This window comes from Methanosarcina soligelidi, from assembly GCF_000744315.1.
Taxonomy (GTDB): Archaea; Halobacteriota; Methanosarcinia; order Methanosarcinales; family Methanosarcinaceae; genus Methanosarcina; species Methanosarcina mazei.
In genome coordinates this window covers 3,485,258-3,509,041 of record NZ_JQLR01000001.1, presented here as the reverse complement: position 1 = coordinate 3,509,041, position 23,784 = coordinate 3,485,258, and the positions used below count along the sequence as shown (strand labels likewise).

General features: G+C 43.6%; 25 protein-coding genes. 15 read left to right on the top strand and 10 right to left on the bottom strand.

The features are described from left to right. The first annotated feature begins 25 nt into the window (after positions 1–25). Positions 26–160, top strand: coding sequence for a hypothetical protein (locus M886_RS19405; protein ID WP_268745865.1), 135 nt, complete (start codon positions 26–28; stop codon positions 158–160). A gap of 111 nt (positions 161–271) precedes the next feature. Here M886_RS19405 and M886_RS18720 read toward each other — a convergent pair whose 3' ends face one another. Further along, positions 272–424, bottom strand: a complete 153-nt coding sequence (locus M886_RS18720; RefSeq protein ID WP_160173170.1) for a hypothetical protein — start codon at positions 422–424, stop codon at positions 272–274. Positions 425–503: 79 nt separating this feature from the next. Here M886_RS18720 and M886_RS18715 point away from each other — a divergent pair, with 79 nt between their 5' ends. Continuing rightward, positions 504–656 (top strand): hypothetical protein, encoded by a 153-nt coding sequence (locus M886_RS18715; RefSeq protein WP_160173169.1) that lies wholly within the window; start codon positions 504–506, stop codon positions 654–656. Between the two features lie 282 nt (positions 657–938). Then, positions 939–1,523 (top strand): DUF4013 domain-containing protein, encoded by a 585-nt coding sequence (locus tag M886_RS15035; protein WP_235203982.1) that lies wholly within the window; start codon positions 939–941, stop codon positions 1,521–1,523. A gap of 299 nt (positions 1,524–1,822) precedes the next feature. On the opposite strand, the gene truD is transcribed toward M886_RS15035, so the two are convergent. From truD to nifS, 6 genes are all read right to left on the bottom strand, one after another. Then, on the bottom strand, positions 1,823–3,139 hold the full coding sequence (gene truD, locus M886_RS15030) for a tRNA pseudouridine(13) synthase TruD (protein WP_048051426.1): 1,317 nt from the start codon (positions 3,137–3,139) through the stop codon (positions 1,823–1,825). Between the two features lie 219 nt (positions 3,140–3,358). Then, positions 3,359–4,594, bottom strand: a complete 1,236-nt coding sequence (locus tag M886_RS15025) for a transglutaminase-like domain-containing protein (protein ID WP_048051425.1) — start codon at positions 4,592–4,594, stop codon at positions 3,359–3,361. A 120-nt stretch (positions 4,595–4,714) separates the two neighbouring features. Beyond that, positions 4,715–5,062, bottom strand: coding sequence for a peptidyl-tRNA hydrolase Pth2 (gene pth2, locus M886_RS15020; protein ID WP_048051424.1), 348 nt, complete (start codon positions 5,060–5,062; stop codon positions 4,715–4,717). A gap of 273 nt (positions 5,063–5,335) precedes the next feature. Then, complete coding sequence (mptN, locus tag M886_RS15015; RefSeq protein ID WP_048051423.1) at positions 5,336–6,310, bottom strand: tetrahydromethanopterin:alpha-L-glutamate ligase; 975 nt, start codon at positions 6,308–6,310, stop codon at positions 5,336–5,338. Positions 6,311–6,444: 134 nt separating this feature from the next. After that, positions 6,445–6,834 (bottom strand): Fe-S cluster assembly scaffold protein NifU, encoded by a 390-nt coding sequence (nifU, locus tag M886_RS15010; RefSeq protein WP_015410867.1) that lies wholly within the window; start codon positions 6,832–6,834, stop codon positions 6,445–6,447. Between the two features lie 28 nt (positions 6,835–6,862). Then, complete coding sequence (gene nifS / locus M886_RS15005; protein WP_048051422.1) at positions 6,863–8,053, bottom strand: cysteine desulfurase NifS; 1,191 nt, start codon at positions 8,051–8,053, stop codon at positions 6,863–6,865. 236 nt (positions 8,054–8,289) lie between these two features. On the opposite strand from nifS, the gene M886_RS15000 reads away from it, so the two are divergent. Further along, the gene (locus M886_RS15000; RefSeq protein ID WP_011032062.1) at positions 8,290–8,691 is read left to right on the top strand and encodes a CidA/LrgA family protein; all 402 of its coding nucleotides are present in this window, start codon (positions 8,290–8,292) and stop codon (positions 8,689–8,691) included. Position 8,692: 1 nt separating this feature from the next. After that, positions 8,693–9,409 (top strand): LrgB family protein, encoded by a 717-nt coding sequence (locus tag M886_RS14995; protein ID WP_048051421.1) that lies wholly within the window; start codon positions 8,693–8,695, stop codon positions 9,407–9,409. A gap of 109 nt (positions 9,410–9,518) precedes the next feature. On the opposite strand, the gene M886_RS14990 is transcribed toward M886_RS14995, so the two are convergent. Then, positions 9,519–9,923 (bottom strand): FxsA family protein, encoded by a 405-nt coding sequence (locus tag M886_RS14990; protein WP_048038251.1) that lies wholly within the window; start codon positions 9,921–9,923, stop codon positions 9,519–9,521. Between the two features lie 572 nt (positions 9,924–10,495). Between M886_RS14990 and M886_RS14985 the strand changes: the two genes are divergently transcribed. Together M886_RS14985 and M886_RS14980 are read left to right on the top strand one after the other, a co-directional pair. After that, entirely contained in the window at positions 10,496–10,735 is a 240-nt protein-coding gene (locus M886_RS14985) for a hypothetical protein (RefSeq protein ID WP_048040185.1), read from the top strand. A gap of 862 nt (positions 10,736–11,597) precedes the next feature. Next, a complete protein-coding gene (locus M886_RS14980) occupies positions 11,598–12,785 on the top strand; it encodes a tetratricopeptide repeat protein (RefSeq protein ID WP_011032057.1) in 1,188 nt (395 codons plus the stop codon). A gap of 337 nt (positions 12,786–13,122) precedes the next feature. On the opposite strand, the gene M886_RS14975 is transcribed toward M886_RS14980, so the two are convergent. Next, positions 13,123–13,911, bottom strand: coding sequence for a metallophosphoesterase (locus tag M886_RS14975; protein WP_226987661.1), 789 nt, complete (start codon positions 13,909–13,911; stop codon positions 13,123–13,125). Positions 13,912–14,357: 446 nt separating this feature from the next. Here M886_RS14975 and M886_RS14970 point away from each other — a divergent pair, with 446 nt between their 5' ends. The 3 genes from M886_RS14970 to M886_RS19245 all read left to right on the top strand — a co-directional run bounded on the left by M886_RS14970 (position 14,358) and on the right by M886_RS19245 (position 16,056). Beyond that, positions 14,358–14,711, top strand: a complete 354-nt coding sequence (locus tag M886_RS14970) for a hypothetical protein (RefSeq protein WP_011032055.1) — start codon at positions 14,358–14,360, stop codon at positions 14,709–14,711. Positions 14,712–14,997: 286 nt separating this feature from the next. Next, positions 14,998–15,384: a hypothetical protein gene (locus tag M886_RS19250; RefSeq protein WP_226987660.1), complete on the top strand. Its 387-nt coding sequence runs from the start codon at positions 14,998–15,000 to the stop codon at positions 15,382–15,384. Further along, complete coding sequence (locus M886_RS19245; RefSeq protein WP_327036905.1) at positions 15,385–16,056, top strand: tetratricopeptide repeat protein; 672 nt, start codon at positions 15,385–15,387, stop codon at positions 16,054–16,056. A gap of 43 nt (positions 16,057–16,099) precedes the next feature. Here the strand turns inward: M886_RS19245 and M886_RS14960 are convergent, their stop codons facing one another. Then, complete coding sequence (locus M886_RS14960) at positions 16,100–16,810, bottom strand: DUF434 domain-containing protein (RefSeq protein ID WP_048051420.1); 711 nt, start codon at positions 16,808–16,810, stop codon at positions 16,100–16,102. A gap of 212 nt (positions 16,811–17,022) precedes the next feature. Between M886_RS14960 and ala the strand changes: the two genes are divergently transcribed. From ala to M886_RS14935, 5 genes are all read left to right on the top strand, one after another. Continuing rightward, positions 17,023–18,003: an alanine dehydrogenase gene (gene ala / locus M886_RS14955; RefSeq protein ID WP_048051419.1), complete on the top strand. Its 981-nt coding sequence runs from the start codon at positions 17,023–17,025 to the stop codon at positions 18,001–18,003. Positions 18,004–18,568: 565 nt separating this feature from the next. Continuing rightward, positions 18,569–19,108: a CoB--CoM heterodisulfide reductase subunit C gene (hdrC, locus tag M886_RS14950; protein ID WP_048051418.1), complete on the top strand. Its 540-nt coding sequence runs from the start codon at positions 18,569–18,571 to the stop codon at positions 19,106–19,108. A 31-nt stretch (positions 19,109–19,139) separates the two neighbouring features. After that, positions 19,140–20,123, top strand: coding sequence for a CoB--CoM heterodisulfide reductase subunit B (gene hdrB, locus M886_RS14945; protein ID WP_048036481.1), 984 nt, complete (start codon positions 19,140–19,142; stop codon positions 20,121–20,123). A 170-nt stretch (positions 20,124–20,293) separates the two neighbouring features. Then, positions 20,294–23,338 carry a CoB--CoM heterodisulfide reductase iron-sulfur subunit A family protein gene (locus tag M886_RS14940; RefSeq protein WP_048051417.1) on the top strand — a complete coding sequence of 1,015 codons (3,045 nt, stop codon included), beginning with the start codon at positions 20,294–20,296 and terminating at the stop codon, positions 23,336–23,338. Continuing rightward, positions 23,338–23,784: a hydrogenase iron-sulfur subunit gene (locus M886_RS14935; protein WP_200880725.1), complete on the top strand. Its 447-nt coding sequence runs from the start codon at positions 23,338–23,340 to the stop codon at positions 23,782–23,784. The genes M886_RS14940 and M886_RS14935 overlap by 1 nt, the downstream gene beginning before the upstream one ends.

Genomic DNA, 23,784 nt, shown 5'->3' with positions numbered 1-23,784 from the left:
ATTAAATTCTATGAAGGTATATACCATGGCAATGTCTAAAAAAGATATGGATAAGAAAAAGGTAGCTAAGAAAGAAAAGATGCAGGAGCTGGAAAAAATGGCTTCCGCAGGCAGCAAGGACGCAAAGAAGAAGCTGGCAAAGGAAATGAAGAAAAAATAACCCTAACACTTTTCTTCTTTTTGCGTGATATTTATGAGAAAAACCGGGACTTATTAATTCATGTCCCGGAAATTTTTCTCAATTAGATGTAATTAAGGACTTTTTGAGTTCTTAAGAACTTTTTATGTGGGTTTTTCTAATTTTTTGAGTTCTTAATTTGCTGAATATTTTTATTATTTTGCTGAATATTTTTATGTATTCCTCTCCAAGGTATTTCCTTCCTTTCGAAACCTTTCTGTCAAAATCATTAAATAGTTTATACATTTAATTTCCTGACTTACTGTAATATTTGACTAATTATAAGCTGCAAAAATAATGTGGCGAGGTTGCGTCAGCAATCCTGTTGAAAGATCGTCATATGGTAATGGATAAGAAAGATTTTGAACAGATTTCTAACTCTAAGGCTCGGAAAGAAATGGAAAAACTGCAGAAGAAAGCTTCTTCAGGTGATAAAAAAGCAAAGAAAACGCTTGAAAAAGAGAAAAAGAAAAAATAACCGGTAAGTTTTTCCTTTCAGGACACTGATGAGAAGATCTGGAGGGGTTAGAAATAATCCCTTATCCAGGCTTTCATATCCAGGCCTTCATATCCAGGCTTTCAATTTCACAAATCAATCCAGCTGTTTACGATATATTTTCAAACAGATTTTTATAATTCTAAATCTCTTTTTCTTTTTTCAATTTTAACTTTCTCTGTAAATTTATTTACTAAAGTTTATCTATTTCTCTACTCTTATTTTTACAAAGTTTTATATATCTGAAAAATAGCAGTATATTTGGTGATCATTATAGAAACCATCAGTTTCTCAGAAGCTTTCAAATATCCTTTTAAAACGCCAGCAAGGCTCCTTTATGCACTTTTGCTAATAATTCCAGTTATAGGATGGCTTGCACTCTTCGGTTACACTGTAAGGCTTATCAATGAGTTTGTTGAAGGCAGATATGAAGGCCTTATAAAACTCGATTTTATGGAAGACCTGAAACTCGGGTTTATAGTTTTTCTGAAAGCGCTTCCTTTCTACATAGTATATGCGATTATATTGTATGCTGCAACTTATGTCAGCGAAATTTTCGGAAACCTCGTCAGCGTGTTACTGGGGGTCTTTGTGATTCCTTTACTCGCTGTTAATTTTATGAGGAAACAGACTATTGAATCCTTCTTTGAATTTGACATCCTGAATATTGTCAGGAACAATTTTGGAGAGTATATTACGACAGTCCTGAAACAGTATGCTCTTAGTTTTATATTTCTAATTCTCTCAATCGTAATTGTGGGGCTGCCTGCACTCATGTTTACAAATACAATCTTTATCGCAAACATGTATGGAAGACTGGTGGAAAAGGGGGCAGGTTCCAGTCTGTAATAAAATCTAATAGTTTATATCAGATTCAGCCGTATCATTTTCGGCCTGAATATTTTTTTCTTTAATTTCAATACACGCTTTTTACGTTGATTTGTTTTTAGTTATACAGGAACAAAACCGTTTCTGGCACAGGTTCATGACGAAAAGCCTTTTTGCGTGCCCTGTATATAAGAAGGTCAGAGTGCCGTGAAGCACCTGGTCCGCATGCCAAAAAAAGTAAGGTATAGAGCTTTGAGCTGTCAGTTTTTACTGCAGCATATTTTTTGCAGCCCTGCCGGTTTTTTTGAGTTTTCAGTTTCTCAACTCATCTGCAGAGGGTCCACTTTCATGTATTCTCGCAGAACGGTTGTAGCATAACTCCCTTTCGGCAGCATGAACTCAAGAACTGCCTTTGATTTTCCGGGGTTCACTTCATCTTCTCCAGCCTCAAACTTCGGTTTGACCTCCAGGAGAACTTCCCTTCTGGTACCCTTTGAGCTCATTTCAGGGAATTCTTCTATGTTAAAGCCCTCAAGAGAAACTCCAAGTTCTTTAAGAACCTCGTTTTCTATTTCTCCCGGAAGCCCGGATGCAAACTCAGTATTATAACCCGGAAGCGGGGCAGTTATGAAGGCTCTGCCGAGCTTTAGCAGGCGGTTCATGGCATTTACGGTTTCGGAAGTAACTTTTTCGGTCTTTGAGGAATCCGGAAGCCCGACTTCGTTTCTGAAACAGACTATATCCCCTTCAACCGCCCGGTTCAATGGTATGCCGGCTTCTATCCTGCGGCAGAGGATTATATTGTAAATATAGGACTGGTACCCGTGTACGAACATCCTGTAAAGGTTTTGCGGAAGCACGCGGAAAGATCCGGAATAGTCTTCAGGATTTGCTATCAAATGGTTCATCATAGCCCTTTCGTGGCCCAGACGGAGAGGATAGGTTTTGAGCCCTTCTTTGAAATCCAGGGTGTCTTTGACAAACTGGCGGGCATTTTTTGTTTCCTCTGGTTCTTCCGGGAAAGGTTCGGCAATGTAAAGGAGGGATGCTTTTTCAAAGTTCCCTTCAACAATGGCTTTTCCTACCAGGTGAGTTACAGGACGGACAGAGCCGAAGCGCTGAATCCCGAAAAAGTTGGGGACACCTCCCTGAGCAAGAATTTGATCAGTGGTCTTTTTGAGCAGAGCATCTGTCTCTTCCGGGGAATTCTCAATATTTCTCACTGTAATCCTGAAATCATTTCCCCACAGATCCCCAAGTTCTACGGATTTCCGGGAGCGTCCGAGCACTTTCAGCTCTATGTCCTTCAGGTGAATTTTTTCTATTTCTGATGCATCGGTATCAAATATGCTGATTTTCTGTGTGGTAAGAGCTCTTTTGTCCTTCGTGCCTGCAACACTGATTCTTTTCTGGCTTACCTGCAGGATCCTTGAGAGAGTCCGGGTCAGGTGGTGCGTGTCCCAGTCCCTTTTTGTAATTTCAACAATGAGGTATTTTCCTTCCTCGCCTTCCTCACGGTTTGTTATTTCTTTTACAATGAAATCCTCTATCTCCTGGCGGAGCTGCCCTCCAAGACCTGTGGTATCGGTAGAATAAAGATTTATTCCTATCTGTTTTTCAATTTCCGGGACTTCCATAGGTTATAAACACTCCTTTAATAATATTAATAGGTTTGATAATCTGAATAGGTTTGGTAAACTGGACAAGTCTTTGAATCATATTAACAGCCGTTTTTTTGAATAATAGTAAAAGGGTAAAACATGCTGATCGGCTGTTGAGGTCAACAGTTTTTAAAAATATCCTTTCCTGCGTGTTGCCCGATATGCAAAACTTACCTTATTTGTGCTATGGAATTATTAAATCGCTCTGGTGCTGATGTCAATCACTTTTACCTGCCTTGTGTCTACAAATGTCCAGCTTCTTTTAGTTTCGTTTCCTTCCAATCCCCGAATCATTGTCTGGGCCGTTTTTCCGGGGAGTCCGCCTGCATAAAGGCTGGAAGTCGGGTCGAGCATAATCCAGGAACCATATTCATCGGTCAGGTAGTTTACGTCGACATTTCCGTAATAAGCCCTCACTCCCTTAACCGCACCTTCGATTGAATCGGTCCCGTTGCCCAGATAAACAGCTGTAAAAGCATGGTTATCTGTCAGATAAATTCTTGTTGTGCCTCCGATAGCTTCGACCATGGAAGAGAGAAGAATTGCCTGATCCTCACAATCTCCTGCACCGATTCGCAGGGTAACATTGGCTGGCTCCCATATATCATTCCCTCTGGGGTCGCTTACGTATTCGACTTCTTCTTTTACCATGTCAAAGAGGGCACAGACCTGATACATATTATAAGCCCCGGGATATGAGCGGGCTGTTTCGGCTGCTCTGGTTCTCACGGAAGGCTCGGAGGACTCCACCAGTCCATTTATTGTTTTAAAGTAATAATCAGGATTGTACCGGTATTTCGGGTTATGTTTTTCAGGCATTGTCTTCAGATCGGTGGTGAACCCGTTCAGGTAATAGGGGTCGTACTCGTGCCATTTCCCTTCTGACGTCGAGGCAAGAAGCCAGAGTACAATACTGAATCTGGCTTTTTCTTCATCAGGAACCTGCACCGCGATTATCCCTAGTATCTGCTCCTCTCCCGGGGAAAGCAAAACTCCGCAGTCTTCGGAATAAAGCCTGTTTCTGGAAGTGTTAACCGAAACTCCGTACCTGTCAATAAATATCGGGTTTCTGCCTTCGTTTTTAATTCCCACTCTCAGGTAACCTATCCCACCCTGGAAAAGCTCTGAGGTCTGATAGCTACTGCTGAGAGAGAAGCCGGGCTGTAACGGAGTCCTCAGAATAGGAGTAAGTTCTTTCTTTGAAGTGGAATACGAGGGTATTACCGGGGAAGTAAAAGAAGCTATATCCGGTATGAATGCCTCTTCGGCTTCATCCCCGGAACTCAGCCCAAGATATTCTTTCAATTCGTCTGTAATATTGTCAGCAGTGTTCGGAAAGAGAAATCCAGTTATTATTATCAGTAAAAGGAATATACACAGGATAGCAATTATTGAGGCTAGCTCTTTCTCTGAAATCTCTAACCTGTTCATGTACGTCCTCCTGTATATAACAGCAGGCAGAATTTTTTTCCTGTCTGTGAAAACATCTCTTCTGATATCCTTTGCTGGCTTTTTAAACTTGACTATATTTTTTACCCGGAAATCCTGAAGTTAAACGAGTTTAAGGTCTTTTGTAACTTTATCTATAAGCTCTTCTTTTGCCGGCCCTATCCCGAGCACTGTAACGGTTCCGGGAGGGATCTCAGTAAGGCCCGCGTCCTGTATAAGAGCAGTAGGGAGCCCTTCCCGCCTTGCTTTCTCTTTAAGCTCATAAAGTTCCTTAATGCTCGGGACTTTCAGGACAATTTTCTTTTGCCCTCCTTCTTTCCATTTTTCAAGGTCGCCTTTACTTGCCCATTCAGCTGCAGAAAGGGCAGCGTGAGCCACCTGTACAGCAAATTTGCCTTTAGAAAGTTTCAGGTCGTCCCGGGTAACTATACACTGTTTGTATTCACTCATCTTTTGCCTCTGACTATTCAAAGGCAACCTATATCTTAATGTTTTCTGTGCGGTCTTCCCGGCTGGAAATCCGGATCTGTTTTAAAATTTCAATAACTTTTTCTTGACCGATTGTCCTCAGGATAATCGTTTTCGGACTGCTTATGTCAAAAGCAGCTCTTATCGTTTTTACGGGTCCGCCGGCTGAATCAGCAGTCTACGGGTTTGATAATTCCTTTATGAATTCTCTTTCTAAAATATGTTATACTAACTCCAATCAGATTTATAGTTAATTCATAAAATATTTTTAAGGTGTTCCAGAATGTGGTCTGCGGGATTTATTCCCCAGGCATCAAAAATCCCTTTTCCTGAAGGTGTTCCGTTGACTTCAAGTATCCTTGGACTTTTCCTGTTTTCACTGCTCGTGCCTTCGGTTTTTTTGTTTTCTTCCGATTCTTCCGTGCCTTCTATAATATCAATGCCTGCAAATGTCGTCCCAAGCGCAAGTGAAGCTTTTTCGGCAATTTTTTCCTGCTCATCGGTAAGAACGCATCTATCCGAACTTCCTCCCTGGCTCAGGTTGTTCACCCAGGAGCCAGCAGCAGCTTTTCTATAAATAGCTCCTATGGCAGTGCCGCCCACAACAAAAGCCCTTATGTCTCTCCCCGGGTTTTCTATAAATTCCTGAATATAGAGCATCCCTTTCTCTTCAAGCAGCTTTTCAAGAATTTCCTCAACAGGTGCAGGCTCAATCTTTCGGTCTGAAAACCGGATTTCCCGGTTCTTTACCCTTGCAATATCCTTCCCTTTATATCCAAAAACAGGTTTTATAACAGCGTCCCCGAATTTTGATATTACTTTTAATGCTGCCTCCAGACTCTGGACAGCTACAGTTTCGGGTACAGGAAGCCCGGCTTTTGCAAGAAGATAAGAAGCATGGTATTTGTTTGCCGCATTCTGGATGGCTTCAGGAGAGTTTATAACCGGGACCCCTTCTGCCTCGAGTTCCCTGAGTATGTCAAACCTGAATGAAACCCCTTCAAAAGCCCCTGCACCCACATCCCGTACAATAAGTGCATCAAGGTCTGAGAGCAGAACTTCACCTGCTTTAAAAATGGAGGCTGGCTCAGAAATGCCTGAATTTATCCTGACTTCCGCACCCCTGAGGTCAAAAACAAGAGGGGAAAAACCTTTTTCTTTTGCCGCTTTGATGAGTGCCCGGGTTGTCCAGTCTTCAGGATCAGTAATTGCAATCCCTATTTTTTTCATAGGGTATGATCTGATACTTTTATAATCAAGTTTGCGATATGGGTTAAATCATATTTTCAATTGAAATATCCGGGGCTAAAAGAGTTCGGAAAGGTGATCATGCAGAGTTTAGCCCTGAGGATCTTTACCTTTTTTCAGGTCTTTTCTTCCAGAGGTTCAAGCCCCTGCTTTTTGCGGTAATCATTGATCGCTCTGTGGGTAGCTTCCCTCGAAACTACCGAACATTCAAGTTTTCCCGGAGGCAGCCCTTCAAGGGCTTCGGCTACAGCTTCATCTGTAAGCTCCCAGGCTTCTTCAAGGGTTTTGCCCTTTATCATTTCAGTTGCCATGCTGCTGGAAGCTATTGCTGCTGCACAGCCAAAAGTCTTGAACTTTACATCTTCTATTCTGTTGTCCCGTATTTTCAGGAAGATCTTCATCTGGTCCCCGTGAGGGTTTCCTGCTTCTCCGATGCCATCCGCATTTTCTATTTCCCCCACGTTTCTCGGATTCATAAAATGGTCCATTACTTTCTTATTATACACAAAATTCCCCCACTTACGTTCTTTGTATTCATTTTTCACATGCACCTGATGGTTTATAGAACGGAGATATAGCCCTTAATTTTTCAACGACCTGAGGCAGGACTTCGAGTACGTAATCGACATCTTCTTCGGTATTTGCATCTCCCAGAGTCAGGCGCAAAGAGCCCTGGGCAATTTCCGGGGGCACCCCTATTGCGCTGAGCACATGTGAAGGGTCAAGAGAGCCAGAAGAACAGGCACTGCCTGTTGAACTGCAAATACCCATCTGGTCAAGCATAAGCAGCAGGGACTCCCCTTCTATATACTCAAAACTGAAGTTCAGGTTTCCTGGGAGGCGCTTTTCCGGGTGCCCGTTCAGCCTGCAGTGGGGAATTTCCATTATTCCTTTCCTTAAACGGTCCCTCATTTTTCTTATCTTTTCAGCATGCTTCTCGATATTTGCAGTCGCAAGCTCTATAGCCTTTCCCATTCCGGCAATTCCCGCAACATTTTCTGTCCCCGCCCGTTTCCCTTTTTCCTGTGCTCCCCCGTGAATGTAGCTGTCAATTTCAGTCCCTTCTCTAATATATAGAGCCCCTATTCCTTTTGGCCCATAGAATTTATGCGCGGAAAGTGAGAGCATATTCACATCCCTGTCTTTCCCCTTCAGGTCAAGAGAAAAATTGCCTATTGCCTGTACGGCATCGGTATGGAAAGGAACCCCGTGCTCTCCGGCAACCTTCCCTATCTCTGATATGGGCTCGATTGTCCCTATTTCATTATTGGCGTACATGACCGAAATAAGGATAGTGTCTTCTCTTATTGCAGCTTCCAGTTCTGCAGGGTCTACAAGTCCGTATTCGTCCACAGGCAGATAGGTTACATCAAATCCCTTAGTTTCAAGATACTTGCAGGGGTAAAGCACGGCGTGGTGTTCGATTGGTATGGTGATAATATGTTTCCCTTTTTTACGCCTGGCAAAAGCAGTTCCTTTAACAGCCCAGTTGTCAGACTCCGTCCCCCCTGAAGTGAAGTAAATTTCTTCGGGGCTGGCTCCAAGAGCCTTTGCAAGCTTTTCCCTCGCAGTTTCCACAGCTTCTTTTCCTTCCCTGCCTATTGAATACAGGGAAGAAGGATTCCCGAAATGGTCTTTCAAAAAAGGCAGCATAGTTTCAACCACTTCCGGTTTTATGAAAGTGGTGGCTGCGTGGTCCATGTATACTAAGCGGTTCTCTCCCATCAGAACACCCAAGGAAAATAGGAGTTCGCCTGATATGAATTTATTGTGTGCCCTACAAAAGCTTTCATTTTTATCCGGCACTGCGAATCCCACTATTCTCCAGGAATCCGGATAATTCTTTGAGTTAACTTCCCGGCCTGTAATCCTGAGTACACTGTAACAACTTTTCCTTATCGAGAAGGTATTTATAATTCAATTTCTTTAGTCCATTTCCAATTAAGGAGGAAAATGAGCTTTTGCTAAAACAATTTTCAATTATTCTCAGCATTTATTTTCTGGGCGAGCTGCTTCAAAAAACATTCGGGCTGCCCATTCCCGGCAATATCCTGGGCATGTTAATCCTTTTTTTCGGCCTGCTTGCAGGTGTGGTCAGGCTTGAAATGATAGACAGGATAAGCGATTTTCTACTCGATAACCTGGCTTTTTTCTTTCTCCCTGCAGGGGTCAGCCTCATAACATGCTTTGCCGTGCTTGAAGGTAAATGGACTGCAGTTCTCGGGGTCTCCATTATCTCAACAGTAATAATCCTGGGAGTTACGGGATTGACAGTTGAATTTGTCAAAAAGTTAAGTGGAAAAGAGGTCATGGTGCATAAAAAAGCGAAATCATCCGACAGGAAGACAGAAGAGGTGACCTGAAGTGCAGGCCGATTTTTTGAATGAATTTCTGGGCACGCCTCTTTTTGGGATTCTTCTTTCCCTTGCTGCTTTTCAGGCAGGCAGCCTGCTCTATAAGAAAACCCGTTTTTCCGTCTTCAATCCTCTCCTTGTGGGCATTGCGCTTGTGATTCTCGTCCTTCTTTACTTCAGGATAGATTTTGAGACCTATAATGTAGGTGGAGATTACATTTCGTTCTTTCTCGGACCTGCAACTGTAGTCCTTGCCGTTCCCCTCTACAAAAAAATCCAGCTCCTGAAAAATGACGCCGTGCCTATAATTGCAGGCATAAGTGCAGGCTGCATTGCGGGCATTTCAAGCATTTTGATCTTCTCAAGTCTTTTGGGACTTGATAATGTCATAACCAGTTCTCTTGTTCCCAAATCCGTAACCACGCCCATAGGAATAGAGATTTCAAAACAGATAGGTGGCATGCCTGCAATAACAGTGGCTGCAATTTCGATAACCGGAATTATAGGAGCTGTACTGGGTCCGTTCATCTGCCGCTCTTTCCGGATAAAAGATAGCGTTGCAGTCGGGATCGCGATCGGGACTTCTTCTCATGCTCTCGGGACAACCCGGGCAATAGAGCTTGGAGAAACCGAAGGAGCAATGAGCGGACTTGCAATAGGAATCGCCGGGCTAATTACGGTTTTTCTGGCGCCTGCGCTTCTTTACGTGTTCGGGGTTCTTCCATAATGATTGTTCTGAAACTATAGGACGATCCCTGATTCTGTCCTGAAACGTCTCCGTATGGTCTGATTACCGGTATGTTACATACCCGAAATACTGTCATTTCTGAATGCGGTCATCTGAAATCAGTATACATCCTCATCTGGATGTTGCCCTGCTGTATCTTTTTCCTTATGATCCCTTTTGCTATTCTCACATAGATCTCCCGGATCTGAGGAATAAGCATGGAAAACCCTATGGTATCTGTCAGGAAGCCAGGGGTCAGAAGGGCAAAGCCCCCGATTAATACAAAGAGTCCATGAAGGAGTTCGTTTCCAGGCATGTAACCCTGCATGGTTGCGTCCTGGATCTGACGGAGCACCCTGAAACCCTGGCTTTTTGTCAGGTAAGCCCCGATGCCTGCGGTGATCAAAATAATGAGAACGGTATTGAGAGCTCCGATTATTTCCCCTACCTTGAGCAGGAGATAAATCTCCACAACGGGAATTATCAGAAACAGAGAAAAGAGTTTGAGAAACATGATGATCAATTTCAGGGATATTTAAATTATTACTGTTATCTGTGGTTATGGTTACTGTTTATCTGTGGCGATAATTATTGAATCTATAGTGATGATTACTGATCATCTGTGGCGATAGTTATTGAATCTATGTGATGATTACTGGTTATCTATAGTAATAATTATCGGATATCCGCGGCAAGGCTATTGGATATCTATTTTTTGCCGGTGCAAACGATTATCTCATGCTTTTAAGCAATAAGGAGAGTATACTTCTCATATATTGTTTTTTCTGAACAATAAATAAAAGTTTTTTATGTATGAATATGTTTTCATGCAGGAACATGTTTTCTTGATTAAAAAATATTCTATTCAGGTTCAGAATCTGTTTTTCAACCCTGAGGTAAAATATAAGTTTATTTTCTGTTTGCTTTAAGGATTATTAAGTGAAATACAAGCAGAAAGCAGGAATGAAGAAACAGAATAGATGAATGAAACCGGATTGAAGCAGGATTGAAGAAAGAGATTGAAGCAGGACTGAAGCAGGAATGAAGAAACCTGTTAAATAAATGAAATGGGATTAAGTAAGAGAAATGAAAGAAACAAATAGCGCAAAAAATGTGGTAAAATCCGGGAAAAAAGAACAGTCTCCCGGAAGATGGATGCCTGCAGGAATCGGGGCGGGCGCAACAGTCGGAATACTGTTTGGAAACTTTATCCTTGCACCGTCTATGAGTTCTCAGGTTATGGGGCTGGTTCTCGGAATGTTGATGGGAGCTGGTGCAGGGCTGGTCATGGGACTGTCTTTTGGCTTCAGGAAAAGCTCAGAATAACTAAAGATAATCAAATTAAAGATAATCAAATTAAAGATAATCAAATTAAAGATAATCAAATTAAAGATAATCAAATTAAAGATAATCAAATTAAAGATAATCAAATTAAAAATAATCAAATTTAAGGAATATTACCAGAGGATAGAGATCTACCAGAGTACAGATCTACCAGAGTACAGAGATCTACCAGAGGACAGATCTACCAGAGGACAGAGGTCTAAAACTTTTGACGCCTGATCTCATCTCTTTTAATTTTCGTTGATTATTATACTTCTCCGTGTCTTCTCAGGTTCTCTTCTTAAATTGACTTTTATTTTTTTAATGACAGACTGCTTTTTGATCGGATAATTTAGCTGACTATCACTATTCTTTTAATACGGCTGGTTATTTTTTAGTTCCTGGTTTATACCCTATTCGAAATTTTTTAATTTTTATCCTTAACTATGGTTACTATCATTCGATGTGCTTTTCTTTTCCAATCGTATTTTTATTTATTTAGTGTTTCCTTTTCCATTCTATTAAATCGTATCATTTTTTATGTTTTTATAATTGCTATTTTATTTTTATTACCTTTTCTGTCTTGCAATGCTCGATTTTTATCTTGTGGAATTTATTTTTTTAGGAAAACAGTGTCTCTCGATCCAATTACTGTTTTATTTTAAGTTACAAAGGGATAGAGTGTTATATGATAATTGTAATATTATACTGATTCTCTTATGCACTATTCAAACACTAATATTATGTCGGATAGTGATACTGACTATTCACTCACTAATATATTCAACTAAATGTAAAACTATACTCTGGATGTTACACTGACAATCCCCCATTAAAAACACTACCCTTCTGAGGTGCCGGATGTATGGATTTTGAAGTAATTGATGACTTTGTGTACGAAGTAATTGGAATAATCGGGTCTGACCAGAACAACCTGTCCTGTGCAGCCGATTTTGCTCTGGAAAATTCGAAAGAAAAATCGTTCTCCCCCGAACTCCTGCTCAACCTGTCCAGTGCTTGCAGGAAGCAAAAAATGCATATGGAAGAATATGTGTTTGCAAAGGTCTGTTTGACGCAGGCTTCCGGAAAGCTCCGCGAAGATTCCTGTTATGCGCTGGGTACTGCGGCACATCTGCTTGGCTTTTCCCCTGAAGCCGAAGCAAGCTACCTTGAAGTCCTGAAAGAAAACCCCGGGAATGCGGATGCGCGATGTGCTTATGCTGAACTTCTTTTAGAGCTTGGAAGGATTGAAGATGCAGAAAATGAGTATAAAACCGTACTTGAAAACTCACCCGAACATGTAAAGGCAAATGCAGGGTACGCTTACCTCCTTACCGAGTACGGGTATTTCAGGGAAGCAGAAGACCGTTACCTGATAGCTCTTGCCGGCAATCCCGATTATGTTCCTGCCAGAGGTGGGTATGCAAATATGCTTTTTGAGCTTGGAAGACTCAGGGATGCTGAAAAAGAGTACAGGCTTGCAATGAAGCTTGACCCTGAAGACCCGAGCCTCCACCACAATTTCGGAGTTCTTCTCTCCTTCCTAGAGCGTTATTCAGAAGCCGAAGAAGAATACAGAAAAGCTCTTTCCCTTAACCCCAGGCACAGGAGGACTCTTTTCAACTACGGAAACCTTCTTGCAAGGGAAGGCAGAGTCTCGGAAGCTGAAAAACAGTACCTGGAAGCCCTTGCCCTTGACCAGAATGATGCAAAAGTGCATTCCAATTATGCAAACCTCCTTGCCCGTTTCGGCAGGAGATATGAGGCTGAAATCGAATATAAAAAAGCTCTCAGCCTTGACCCGGAAAGTGCCGAGGGGCATTACAGCTATGGAAACCTCCTTTCGGAACTCGGGCGCTTCTCCGAAGCAGAGGAAGAATATAAGAAAGCCCTTAACCTGAACCCCTATTATCCTCCTCTCCACTACAGCTACGGGCTGCTTATGAGAAAAATGAGGCGTTTCGACGAGGCTAAAATACAGTACATGAAAGCCATGCAGCTTGACCCGGATATCGGGAGCAAAATGACAGAAACCTGGATTATTCTGGATTAATAACAAATGCGGAAACCGGAATTATTCTTGATTAACAAAAAATACCGAAACTGGATTATTCCGGATTAATAATACCGAAAATAGGGTCAGTCAGAAAAGGCAGTTTGAAACATCTTTCAGTACTATTGAAAGAAGACGTTCGCTGCATAAGTCTAGCATCCGTCCTCAGAATTTTAAACTTTATATATTTCTTTCTTAACTTAAAAGCAGTTCACAGCCGGCAAAACATAAAAATTCTGTCTGAAAGAGTGGCTCAGGGTGGTGGTTTTCTACTATTCAAAGTTTCTTTCAGACCACTAAGTTTTACCTGCACAGCCAAATTTTCATTTTACTGGTCTCAGCTTTCGAAAGTAATTATTTTTATTTCCTCTCTTCTCATCATTCCGAAAGCAGCAGCATTTCCAAGTCCAACATAATCAGGGCAGGAAAAAAGGGAAAGGAGTTTCCCATCAAACCACCATTCATACCCGGTCCTTAAGGCTGTATGCCCTCTTATGATTCTTTTCAGGCTATTCACTTTTAAAAAGCCTTCAACGATATCAGGTCCGAATTCCCTGACGGTAGAACCTCTTGATGAGGTGACCAGCCCCGGGCGTTCAGACGGGTCATTCCAGAGATAAGGAAATGCCCCTTCCTTTGTGATAGTATCGATATTTTCTGTTCCGTTGATTCCCCCGTGTACGCAGAAAGTATGTCCAGATACCAATGCTGCTACCGGCAGCCTTTCGTATGTCCTGCTGATCTCAAGAAGAAAATCCCTGTCAAAATCTATCTCTTCAAAAAAGCCGTAATAAATATTCATATCAGCACTTTCATGGTTTCCCCTCAAAAGAAAGACATCCTCAGGCTCTTCGAGTTTCATCCGGAAAAGCTCTATGAGGACTTCCGTACCCTCCGTTCCGCGGTCCACATAGTCTCCCAGAAAGAGAATTTTTTTACAGCCCAGTTTTTTTCTCATTGCTATAATAAACTCAAGGGCATCAAGGTTTCCATGTATATCTCCTATCAGCATAATTAATTCGGGATCAATCCTGAGCACAGCAGGTTCGGATTCCAGAATCCCATTTATCTCCGGCATAATCAGGCGCAATTCTTGCTTTTTTCTTGCTTTTCTCAGGCTGGTCACAATAAACTCCCCCTGATAATCCTTTTTAATCATTCCTGCTTTATATACTTTCTGAAAATTTTTATGTGTTATGTATAAGCAGTTGAATGTATAACTGAGATATGATTTGCTGTTATCTATCAGAGTATAAATCTCTGTATATGTATAGCTATACTCTTTTTATAGCTATATTCTGCGGGTGCATCTATAAATCCGATGTGCGTATACGCTTAAACATAAATAGACAACCTGATTGTAGAAAATTTGACAGCAACCTTGTCATAAAAATCCGGTCATAAAAATCCGGTCATACACTATCTGGTCATAAAGATACTTGATTGAAAAGAATACAGAATTATTTAAGATACATTTAAGACCCCTGCAAAAAAATCACGTCTAAATTCAGGGATAAAAAGGAGGAGTGCTGGACGGTAGAATTTGACATAAGCGAACAGGATCCCGAAGAGATGGATCTTGCAGATATTGCACTTGAATATGACGAGCTGGTCTCGGCAATATCTGTTCTTGAAAAGCGGCGGGAAGAACTCAGGAACCGTATTCTGAATACTTTTGACGAGAAAGGAATAGATATCCTGAGAATAGGAAATGTGGAACTTAAGAGGAAAAGAGTGGACTGGAAACTCTGGAAGATAAGAAAGCTGAAATCATATCTTCAGGAGCGGGAACTCTGGGATATGGTTGAATCCGTTGACAGGAAAACCCTCACTAAACTGATTGAAAGAGGTTTCCTGACCGAACAGGAGCTGGAGGGCATGTATGATATCGAGCCGAGGTACAGTCTGTATGTGAACAGGGTTTAATAAGTAAGTAAGTAAGTAAGTGAGTAAGTAAGTGAGTAAGTAAAAATTAAATTCATGTGTTTTTATTCGCAGCATGGGATGCGGGAGGAAATCTTTCCCAATTTTCTGAATATATTATCCTGTCGGTCAAACGCTGTTCTATTCTTTAATTTTTATTTTTTCGGTTTGCTCTGATACCTTGTATTTTGAAATCCATCTTTTCCAATTTATTGTATCCATTTAATATAACTAATTATTTATAGTCTGCCAAATAAATTGAATCTGGTCATAAATTTTAGGAGGTTTTTTGAGCATGGAAATGGATGCCGTAGACAAGCTGGTTTTTCATGTAATCGAGAAGGTCTCTGAAGATGAATGTGATCTCGATAAGGCAACTGAGTCTGTCATTTCTTTTTCACATGAGAATTTGCTTTCACCTGAGACCCTGCTGAAACTCTCCTTTATTTTCGGCAATGATAAGATGTTCCGGGAAGAATATGTAGTCTCAAGGGCTTCTGCTTCTCTTTTCTCAGGTAAAATGCGGGAAGAAGCCCATATGGTGGCAGGAAAAACGGCTTCTTTACTGGGGCTTATGGAATCCGCTGCCAGAGAATTCAAAGAAATTCTTGAAGAAAACCCGGGAAATATAGAAGCCCTCTGCGGATATGGATCTATGCTTGCCGGGGCAGGGTAGCTGGACGGAGCACGGATTCAGTATGAAAAAGCTCTTGAGTTCAATCCTGACCATGTGGAAACCCTTTGCAGTTATGGCTGCCTGCTTTACAGGCTCAGCCAGCTGGATAAAGCCGAAGAAGTATATAGAAGAGCCCTTCTTCTTGACCCCGATCATGTCGAATCGCACTGCGGGTATGGAATTTTGCTCAACAGGCGCGGACAGAAAACCGAAGCAGGCCTCCATTATGCACGTGCTCTTGAAATCGACCCGGAGCACGTTGAATCAAATTTCCGCTATGCACGTCTGCTTGAGGAAAAAGGGGAGCCAATCGAGGCCGAAACTTATTACATAGTAGCTCTCAAAGCAGACCCTGAAAGCTCTAAACTCCACCTTTATTATGCCCGCCTGCTTGCACAACACGGACTCATCCATGGGGCAAGAGTGCACTTCAGGTATGCGCTTAAAATTAGCCCTGAAGACGTTGAAGCTCACTGCGAATATGCAGGGCTGCTTGCCAGGTTCGGGCACAGGCATGAAGCTGAAGTTCAGTACAAAAAAGCCCTTGAACTCAACCCCGGGCATTTTGGGAGCCTTTCCGGTTATGGAGATCTGCTTAAAGAAAAAGGGCAGTACGCCGAAGCTGAAAAAATTTACAGGCAGGCAGAATGTTTCAGACAGGACGCCTGGTAATAAATTAATAATCCCTGTCCGCTCAGGCTGGCAAAGCCAGGATTCAGTAAAGCCGTAGAGGCTCAATTCCTTTTTTTTCCATAAGGCAGGCAGGGATATCAAGTACCTGCCGAACTGAATCGATTATAATTCCATCTGAAGTCGCAATGATAAGGTTTTTTTCTGAATTTCCTCCTTCTCTTTTCAGGTCAAAATCCGCAGTTTTTGATGTGTATGCGTCTCCCAAAATCCCGTAATTTTCAATTTTGCGGCGGATGAAACCTGCAAGTTCTCCACTCCGGCTAATCTGTGAATCAAGAAGGAAGCTTACTGACTTCGGGCTGGCTTCTGATAAAAATTCAAGGACTGAGTCAAGGGCTTCTTCGAGATCTTCAGCCTGGTTTTTTTTGCCGAAATAATAGCGTGTGTCCCTGATATATCCGTCGTCGCAGAACCACATGGGTTCGTTTTTGCGGAGGCTGTCGACACTCAGCAGGACATTGTACCCATCAAGCAGAAGGTCTCTGTTATTTATGCTATCACAGGCTATTTTCTTCCTGATCCTCGAGACTACTTTTTCCGGGGAAACAATTACTCTGCTGAGAATGTGCCGCTCCTCTGCGCTTAGCCTGGAATGCTCAGCTACAAAACGGATAGTTGCGAATTTAGGATAGCCCCAGCGCAGGATACTCCGGATATCTCTGGCAGGCTTCAACAATTTTTCTTTCGGGTCTGACCCGGGAAAAGAGGCAGTACTCTCTTGCATAATTCTCATTTCACGAAGGAAGTTCTTTAAATGAGTGAAGATATGTTATATATACATATTTGCACAAATAAAAATAGCAATCTTGCTACCCGACAGTTAATTTGCCTGTTTGTCTGTCGGTTTCTATTCCGGTTTATTCAATTTAAGTCTGGTTTTCAACCGGAAGCCAGCTTATATTCAGAATGTGAGGTATCTTTATGGCTCCGATTGAGGGTTGTAATATGGAAGTTTTGTGGCTGGCTCAGGAAGAAGTAAAAAGTGTTATGGACATGCATTCCGATATGCAGGTAGTTGAAAGGGCTTTCAGGCAGCACGGGCTTGGCAAGGTGCAGATGCCGCCTAAGTCCTATCTTTACTATACTGCTTACAACGGCGACCTGCGTACAATGCCTGCATACCTTGAAGAAGAGGACATTACTGGCGTAAAGATTGTAAATGTCCACCCCGGAAACCCCACGCGCAACCTGCCCACAGTAATGGCGCTGATCATTCTTATTTCCCCTGAGACCGGAGCCCCCGTAGCGATCATGGACGGGACCTACCTGACAGATATCAGGACAGGTGCAGCCGGTGGAATTGCCGCAAAATACCTTGCAAAGAAAGACTCGAAAGTAATCGGGCTTGTAGGCGCAGGAAACCAGGCAAGGACCCAGCTTGAATCTCTTTGTGAGGTTTATGAGCCTGAATCTGTCAGGATTACCTCCAGGACAAAGGAAAGCTGTGAACAGTTTATCCGGGATATGGCAGATATCGTGCCCTGCGAAATTCATTATGAAAAAAGCATTGAAAAGGTCTGCGACTGCGATATCCTTGTCACAACAACCCCTTCCAGAAAACCAATTGTAAAAGCCAGCTGGATCAAAGAAGGCACTCATATAAATGCAATAGGCGCAGATGCAGTGGGAAAAGAAGAACTTGACCCCGAAATTCTCCTCCGTGCCAAGGTTATTGTCGACGACATGATCCAGGCTCTCCATTCCGGGGAAGTGAACGTCCCCCTGTCCAAACACTATATCTCGGAAAATGATATCCATGCCCAGCTCGGAGAAGTGATGGTCGGTCTCAAGCCCGGAAGGACCAGTGAGGAAGAGATTACGATATTTGATTCCACAGGGCTTGCAATCCAGGATGTAGCAACCGCACACCTGGTCTATGAAAGGGCTGTCCGTGAAGGGCTTGGCAGACAGGTCCGTATGTTCTGAGGCCAGTAAACTATTTTCCATTTTTTCCTGGTTTTATTATCTATTCAATATTTTTTAATTGTTAGCAAAGCATTTGTAATTTTTTATCTTCTGGCACTCTGGAGTGATGCGAAAAGGAGCACTCTTTTTCCAGTTTTTACTCATTCTAACTATACTATTTTATTCAGCATCTATTTTTTCATGTAATTTCGTTAAATAGGTCCGTAACGGCTAATATTTCATTTGTTAAATATTTTTTCCCGTTATATTTTTTAATTATTTATCATGATAAATACGCGAAACGTTTAAATATATTATTCTATTATTACCCCACGGGCATTTTAAGTTAACCTGGGGGTAAAAAGCCCGGTTAACCTGCCTTTTCAGATAATGGAGATTCATGCATATAATGATTCACGCATTTAATTTACGCATTCGGTAATGCCTCTCAAAAATGGATGGGCATTTGAGGAATCACCTGAAACCTGAAAAATTATTAAGCTGAAAAATTATCAAGCTGAAAAATTATCCAGATTTGAGATTATCTATCAATTCAAAAACGAAGAAAAGTATCAGGGATAAACCTATGAAACACCCTATAAAAACCTCAGAATCCGACCCCGCTTTTTTCGAAGAAATCAAAGAAGAAGCCGGAGCGGAAAAAATTCTGATGTGTTTTAACTGCAAGGGCTGCTCCACAGGCTGCCCGGTGACTGATGTTGTGCCTGAGTACAACATAAAAAAACTTCTGCGCATGTCTGCAATGGGGCTGCGGGACCGTGTGCTCAACAGCGAGCACCTGTGGTACTGCACTACCTGCTTCAGGTGTCAAGAACGATGCCCAGAAGGAGTAAAAACCGTGGACACCATACTTAAGCTCCGAAGTATTGCCGTAAAGAACGGCGTCATGCTTCCAGCTCATAAAAAAATCGCTGAGTACGTAATGCGTACCGGGCATGGTGTTCCGATTGATGAGCAGAACAGGAAAAAGCGGAAAGAGCTGGAACTGGATGAACTGCCTGGAACCGTGCACTCCTGCCCGGAAGCCCTTGAAGAAGTAAGGCAGCTCATTAAAGCCTGTGAGTTTGACAGGCTTGCAGGTTTTGACCAGTCTTCTCCGACCTGAAATACGAATTTGCGATAAGAGGCTGAAAAACATGACGAAAAACAGTACAGATAGCCCGGAACGTAACCTTTCACTCTTTTTAGGTTGTATCGCCCCTAACCGCTATCCAGGCATTGAAAGCGCCACCAGGAACGTAATGGAGCGGCTTGGGATTTCCCTTAAAGAACTTGAAGGGGCTTCCTGCTGTCCTGCCCCTGGAGTATTCCAGTCCTTTGACAAAAAGACCTGGCTCACTCTCGCAAGCCGCAACCTCTGCCTTTCGGAAGCCCTGGATGCTGATCTTCTTACCGTATGCAACGGCTGTTATGCCACACTTGCAGACACAAACCGGATCCTGAAAGAAGATAACGACGAAAAAGCAGGAGTCAACGAAAAGCTTTCGGAAATCGGAAAGGAATTTGCCGGGAAAATTGAGGTCAGGCATATAGTAGAATACCTTTTCAGGGAAGTAAGCCCCGTAAAAATCCGGGACGAAATCACTCACCCGCTTGACCTCAGGGTTGCAGTTCACTACGGATGCCATTTGATAAAGCCGTCCCATGAAAGAAAACTTGGAAGTGTGGAGAATCCTTCTTTTTTTGATGAACTGGTAGAGGCTACAGGAGCCCGCAGCATAGAATATGAGGACAAAACAGCCTGCTGCGGAGCAGGGGGAGGAGCCCGCTCAGCCGTACAGGACGTGGCTCTCAGGCTTATGGAAAAAAAGCTCGAGCACATGCAGAGAGCAGATGTTGACTGTATCGTGGACGCCTGTCCTTTCTGCCACCTTCAGTTTGACCAGGGGCAGTATGAGCTTGCAGGCCTTCAAGGAAAAGAGTTCAGCATTCCTGTACTGCATTACTCTCAGCTCCTCGGGCTTGCTCTCGGATATTCCCCTGAAGAACTGGGCATTTACTTAAACCGCACTCAAAATTCTGAATTCTATACAAAGCTTGGGGAAATGGCTGAAAATAAGTTCCCGGGTAAAAAACTCGGTGAAGGAATAGATTCTCAAAAGGGTGGAGTGCCCGTATGAGCTTCAGGCTGCCTTTAAGATAAGCTGGAAAAAGCCGGATACAGGCTAAAAAAGCTAAAAAGAGCTAAAAGGCTGGTAAAAGCTGAAAAGCGCTTAAAGCACCGGAATACATTGAAAAAATACTGTGCTGAAGCAGAATTATCTGAAAAACATCTGCAGGAGCTGAAAGCATGAAAACGGATATAACCGGAGCAGTAGCTGTAGTCGGGGGAGGGATTGCAGGAGTACAGGCTTCCCTTGACCTTGCAAACAGCGGGTATAAAGTTTACCTTATAGAGTCCGGGCCGACTATAGGTGGAAAAATGGCCCAGCTTGACAAGACTTTTCCGACTTCGGACTGTGCAGCCTGCATCCTCTCTCCCAAACTTGTGGAAGCCAGCAGGCACCCGAATATAGAACTGCTCACATACAGCGAAGTCCTTGCCATTAACGGGGCTGCCGGAGACTTTACCGTAAAAGTCAGGAAAAAAGCAAGGTATGTGGACGAGACAAAATGTACCGGATGCGGGGACTGCATTGAAAAGTGCCCCAAAAAAGTCCCGGACGCGTTCAACGAAGGTCTTGCCCCGAGGAAAGCTATTTACCTCGCCTTTCCGCAGGCTGTTCCCAGAATCATGACAATTGACCCTGAAAACTGCATATATCTCAGGAGAGGTAAATGCGGAAACTGTGCAAAGGTCTGCAAAAGGGGAGCAATTGATTACACTCAAAAAGATAAGGAACTTTCCCTCAAAGCAGGAGCCGTAATCCTTGCTGCGGGTTTTGAGGCTTTTAATCCGAAAGGGCTTGAGGCTTACAGGTCTGAGCATCCTGACGTTGTAACTTCCCTCCAGTTTGAGAGGCTTTTGAATGCATCAGGACCTTATCACGGGCACCTCCAGACCTCAAAAGGAAAAGAACCTAAAAAGATCGCTTTTATTCAATGTGTGGGGTCAAGAAACCAGAAATTGCAGAAAAAACACTGTTCCTCGGTATGCTGCATGTACGCCGTAAAACAGGCAGTTATCGCAAAGGAACATGACCCGGAAATTGAATGTGCAATTTTCAATATAGACATCAGGGCTTTCGGTAAAGGCTTTGAAGAGTTTTACCAGCGTGCAAAAAACGAGAAAAAAGTCCGTTTTATCCGTTCTCGCCCTTCCTGTGTTGAAGCCGATCCCCTGAAGGGTGGACTGAGGATACCTTACGAGAAAGAGGACGGCAGCATAGCCCATGAAGAATTCGACATGATAGTCCTTTCGATAGGCATAGGGGCTTCGGAATCAGGAAAAGAACTTGCCAGGCTTGCAGGAGTAGGGCTTACAGGAGCCGGATTTGTCAACACTTCAATAGAAAACCCCATGAGTACGGACAGGCCCGGAATTTTCGCTGCAGGAGCGGTGCAGGGTCCGAAAGATATCCCTGATACCGTGTCTCAGGCAAGTGGGGCAGCTGCAAAAGCCGGGGCTCTTCTCTCTCCTGCCCGTGGGACTCTGGTGAGCAAGAAGGAGTTCCCACCAGAAAAAACAGTTGAAGGAGAATCAAAGGTTGGTGTGGTTGTCTGTCACTGCGGCACTAACATAGGCGGCTTTGTCAATGTCCCTGAAGTGACCAGCTATGCAGGCAAGCTTGAAAATGTAGCGGTTGCAAGGGAAGAAATGTACGCCTGCTCTGAAGATGCCCAGGAAAGGATCAGGGAAATGATTGCCGAGCATGGGCTGAACAGGGTACTTGTCGCCTCCTGCACCCCGAGGACTCACGAGCCCCTCTTCCAGGAGAGTTGCAGAGCTGCAGGGCTGAACCCCTACCTCTTTGAGCTTGTGAACATAAGGGAACACTGCTCCTGGATCCATCAGCAGGAGCCTGAAAAAGCCACTGAGAAAGCAAAAGATATCGTAAGGATGGGGGTTTCGAGAGTCAGGCACCTTACTCCACTTTATAAGCAGGAACTCTCTCTCGGGCACAATGCACTCGTGCTAGGAGGAGGGATTTCAGGTTTGCATTCAGCTCTCGAGATTGCAGAAAACGGGTTTGAAGTCCTGCTTGTGGAAAAAGAACCCGAACCAGGAGGGCTTCTCAAAAATATAACAGCCCTTCAGGACGGCAGGAAGACTCAGAAAATCCTTATCCCTCTCATAGAAAAAGTCAGGGCTCATCCACTTATCAAGGTACTTACAGGTTCTGAGCTTGTTGATGTCAGCGGCTCGGTTGGAAATTTCAAAGGCAGGGTAAGGGACAGAGAAGGTAAAGAACAGGAAATTTATTTTGCAGTGGCGGTCCTTGCAACCGGAGCCGAAGAGCTTTCACCTTCAGGATACTTCAGTTACGGAGAATTTCCAAACGTTGTAACCCAGTCCGAACTTGAAGCAGAGCTCGAAGGGGATTTCAGGGCAAAACACGTGGTAATGGTCCAGTGTGCAGGGAGCAGGAATAAAGAACGACCTTACTGTTCCAGGGTCTGCTGCATAACTGCAGTTAAAAATGCCCTCCGCATCAAGGAAAGGGACCCATCTGCTGCCGTACACGTGCTGTACAGGGAAATGCGCACCTATGGGGCATGGGAAGAACTCTACTCAAGAGCAAGAGCTGCAGGCATCCGGTTTATAGCTTATTCCGACAACAGGCTGCCCTGGATAGGAGAAAATGAAGTCCGTGTGTACGATGAGATCACAGGTTTTGACCTGGAAATTGAGGCAGATCTTATAGTGTTGAGTGCTCCGCTTGTGGCTCCCGATTCAAACAGGAAGGTTGCTCCCATGTTTAAAGTCCCTCTGGACTCAAACGGTTTTTTCCTGGAAGTCCATATAAAGCTGAGACCTGTGGACTTCGCAACTGAGGGGGTCTTCCTCTGCGGAACAGCCCAGGCTCCCAAGCTTGTAGACGAAAGTATTGCCCAGGCTGCGGCTGCAGCTTCGCGGGCATGTACTATCCTCTCAAGGGAGTCCCTCGAATCTAGTGCTGATATCTCAAAAGTCAACGCCGAAATCTGTGTGGGGTGCGGAGCATGTGAGAAGGTTTGCCCTTACGGGGCAATCAGCCTGACAGAGGTTTTGCTCGAAAAACATGGTATTTCTTACATGGCAAGGAAATCTTCAGTCAACCCTGCACTCTGCAAAGGCTGTGGAGCCTGTGCTATGAGCTGCCCGACAGGGGCACTCGACCAGCAGCATTTCAGAAATGACCAGCTCCTTGCCCAGGTGAAAGATGTCTTTACTTATTCTGAGGAGGTCCGCTAATGGAACCTGACAAAAACGAAATATCTGAGGCATGGGAGCCCAAAATTGTAATGTTCTGCTGCAACTGGTGTTCCTATGCTGGCGCAGATGGGGCCGGAATCGGGCGTTTCCAGCAGCCTGCAAATATGCGCATAATCCGTGTAATGTGTTCAAGCAGGATAGACCCTGTACATGTATTTTCAGCTTTCCTTGAGGGAGTGGACGCTGTGCTTATCACGGGCTGCCACCTCGGGGACTGCCACTACATAAATGGAAACGAAAAAACCCTTGTAAAATTCAATTTCATGCGTTCAATGTTAAAAGAGCTCGGCCTTGAAGAGGAAAGGCTGCAGCTCAACTGGATCTCGGCATCTGAAGGCGAAAAGTTTGCCGAGGTTGTCCGCATGGTTACGGAACAGGTCAGGCAGCTTGGTCCCAGTGTTTTAAAACCCGAAGGAGTGGCCTGA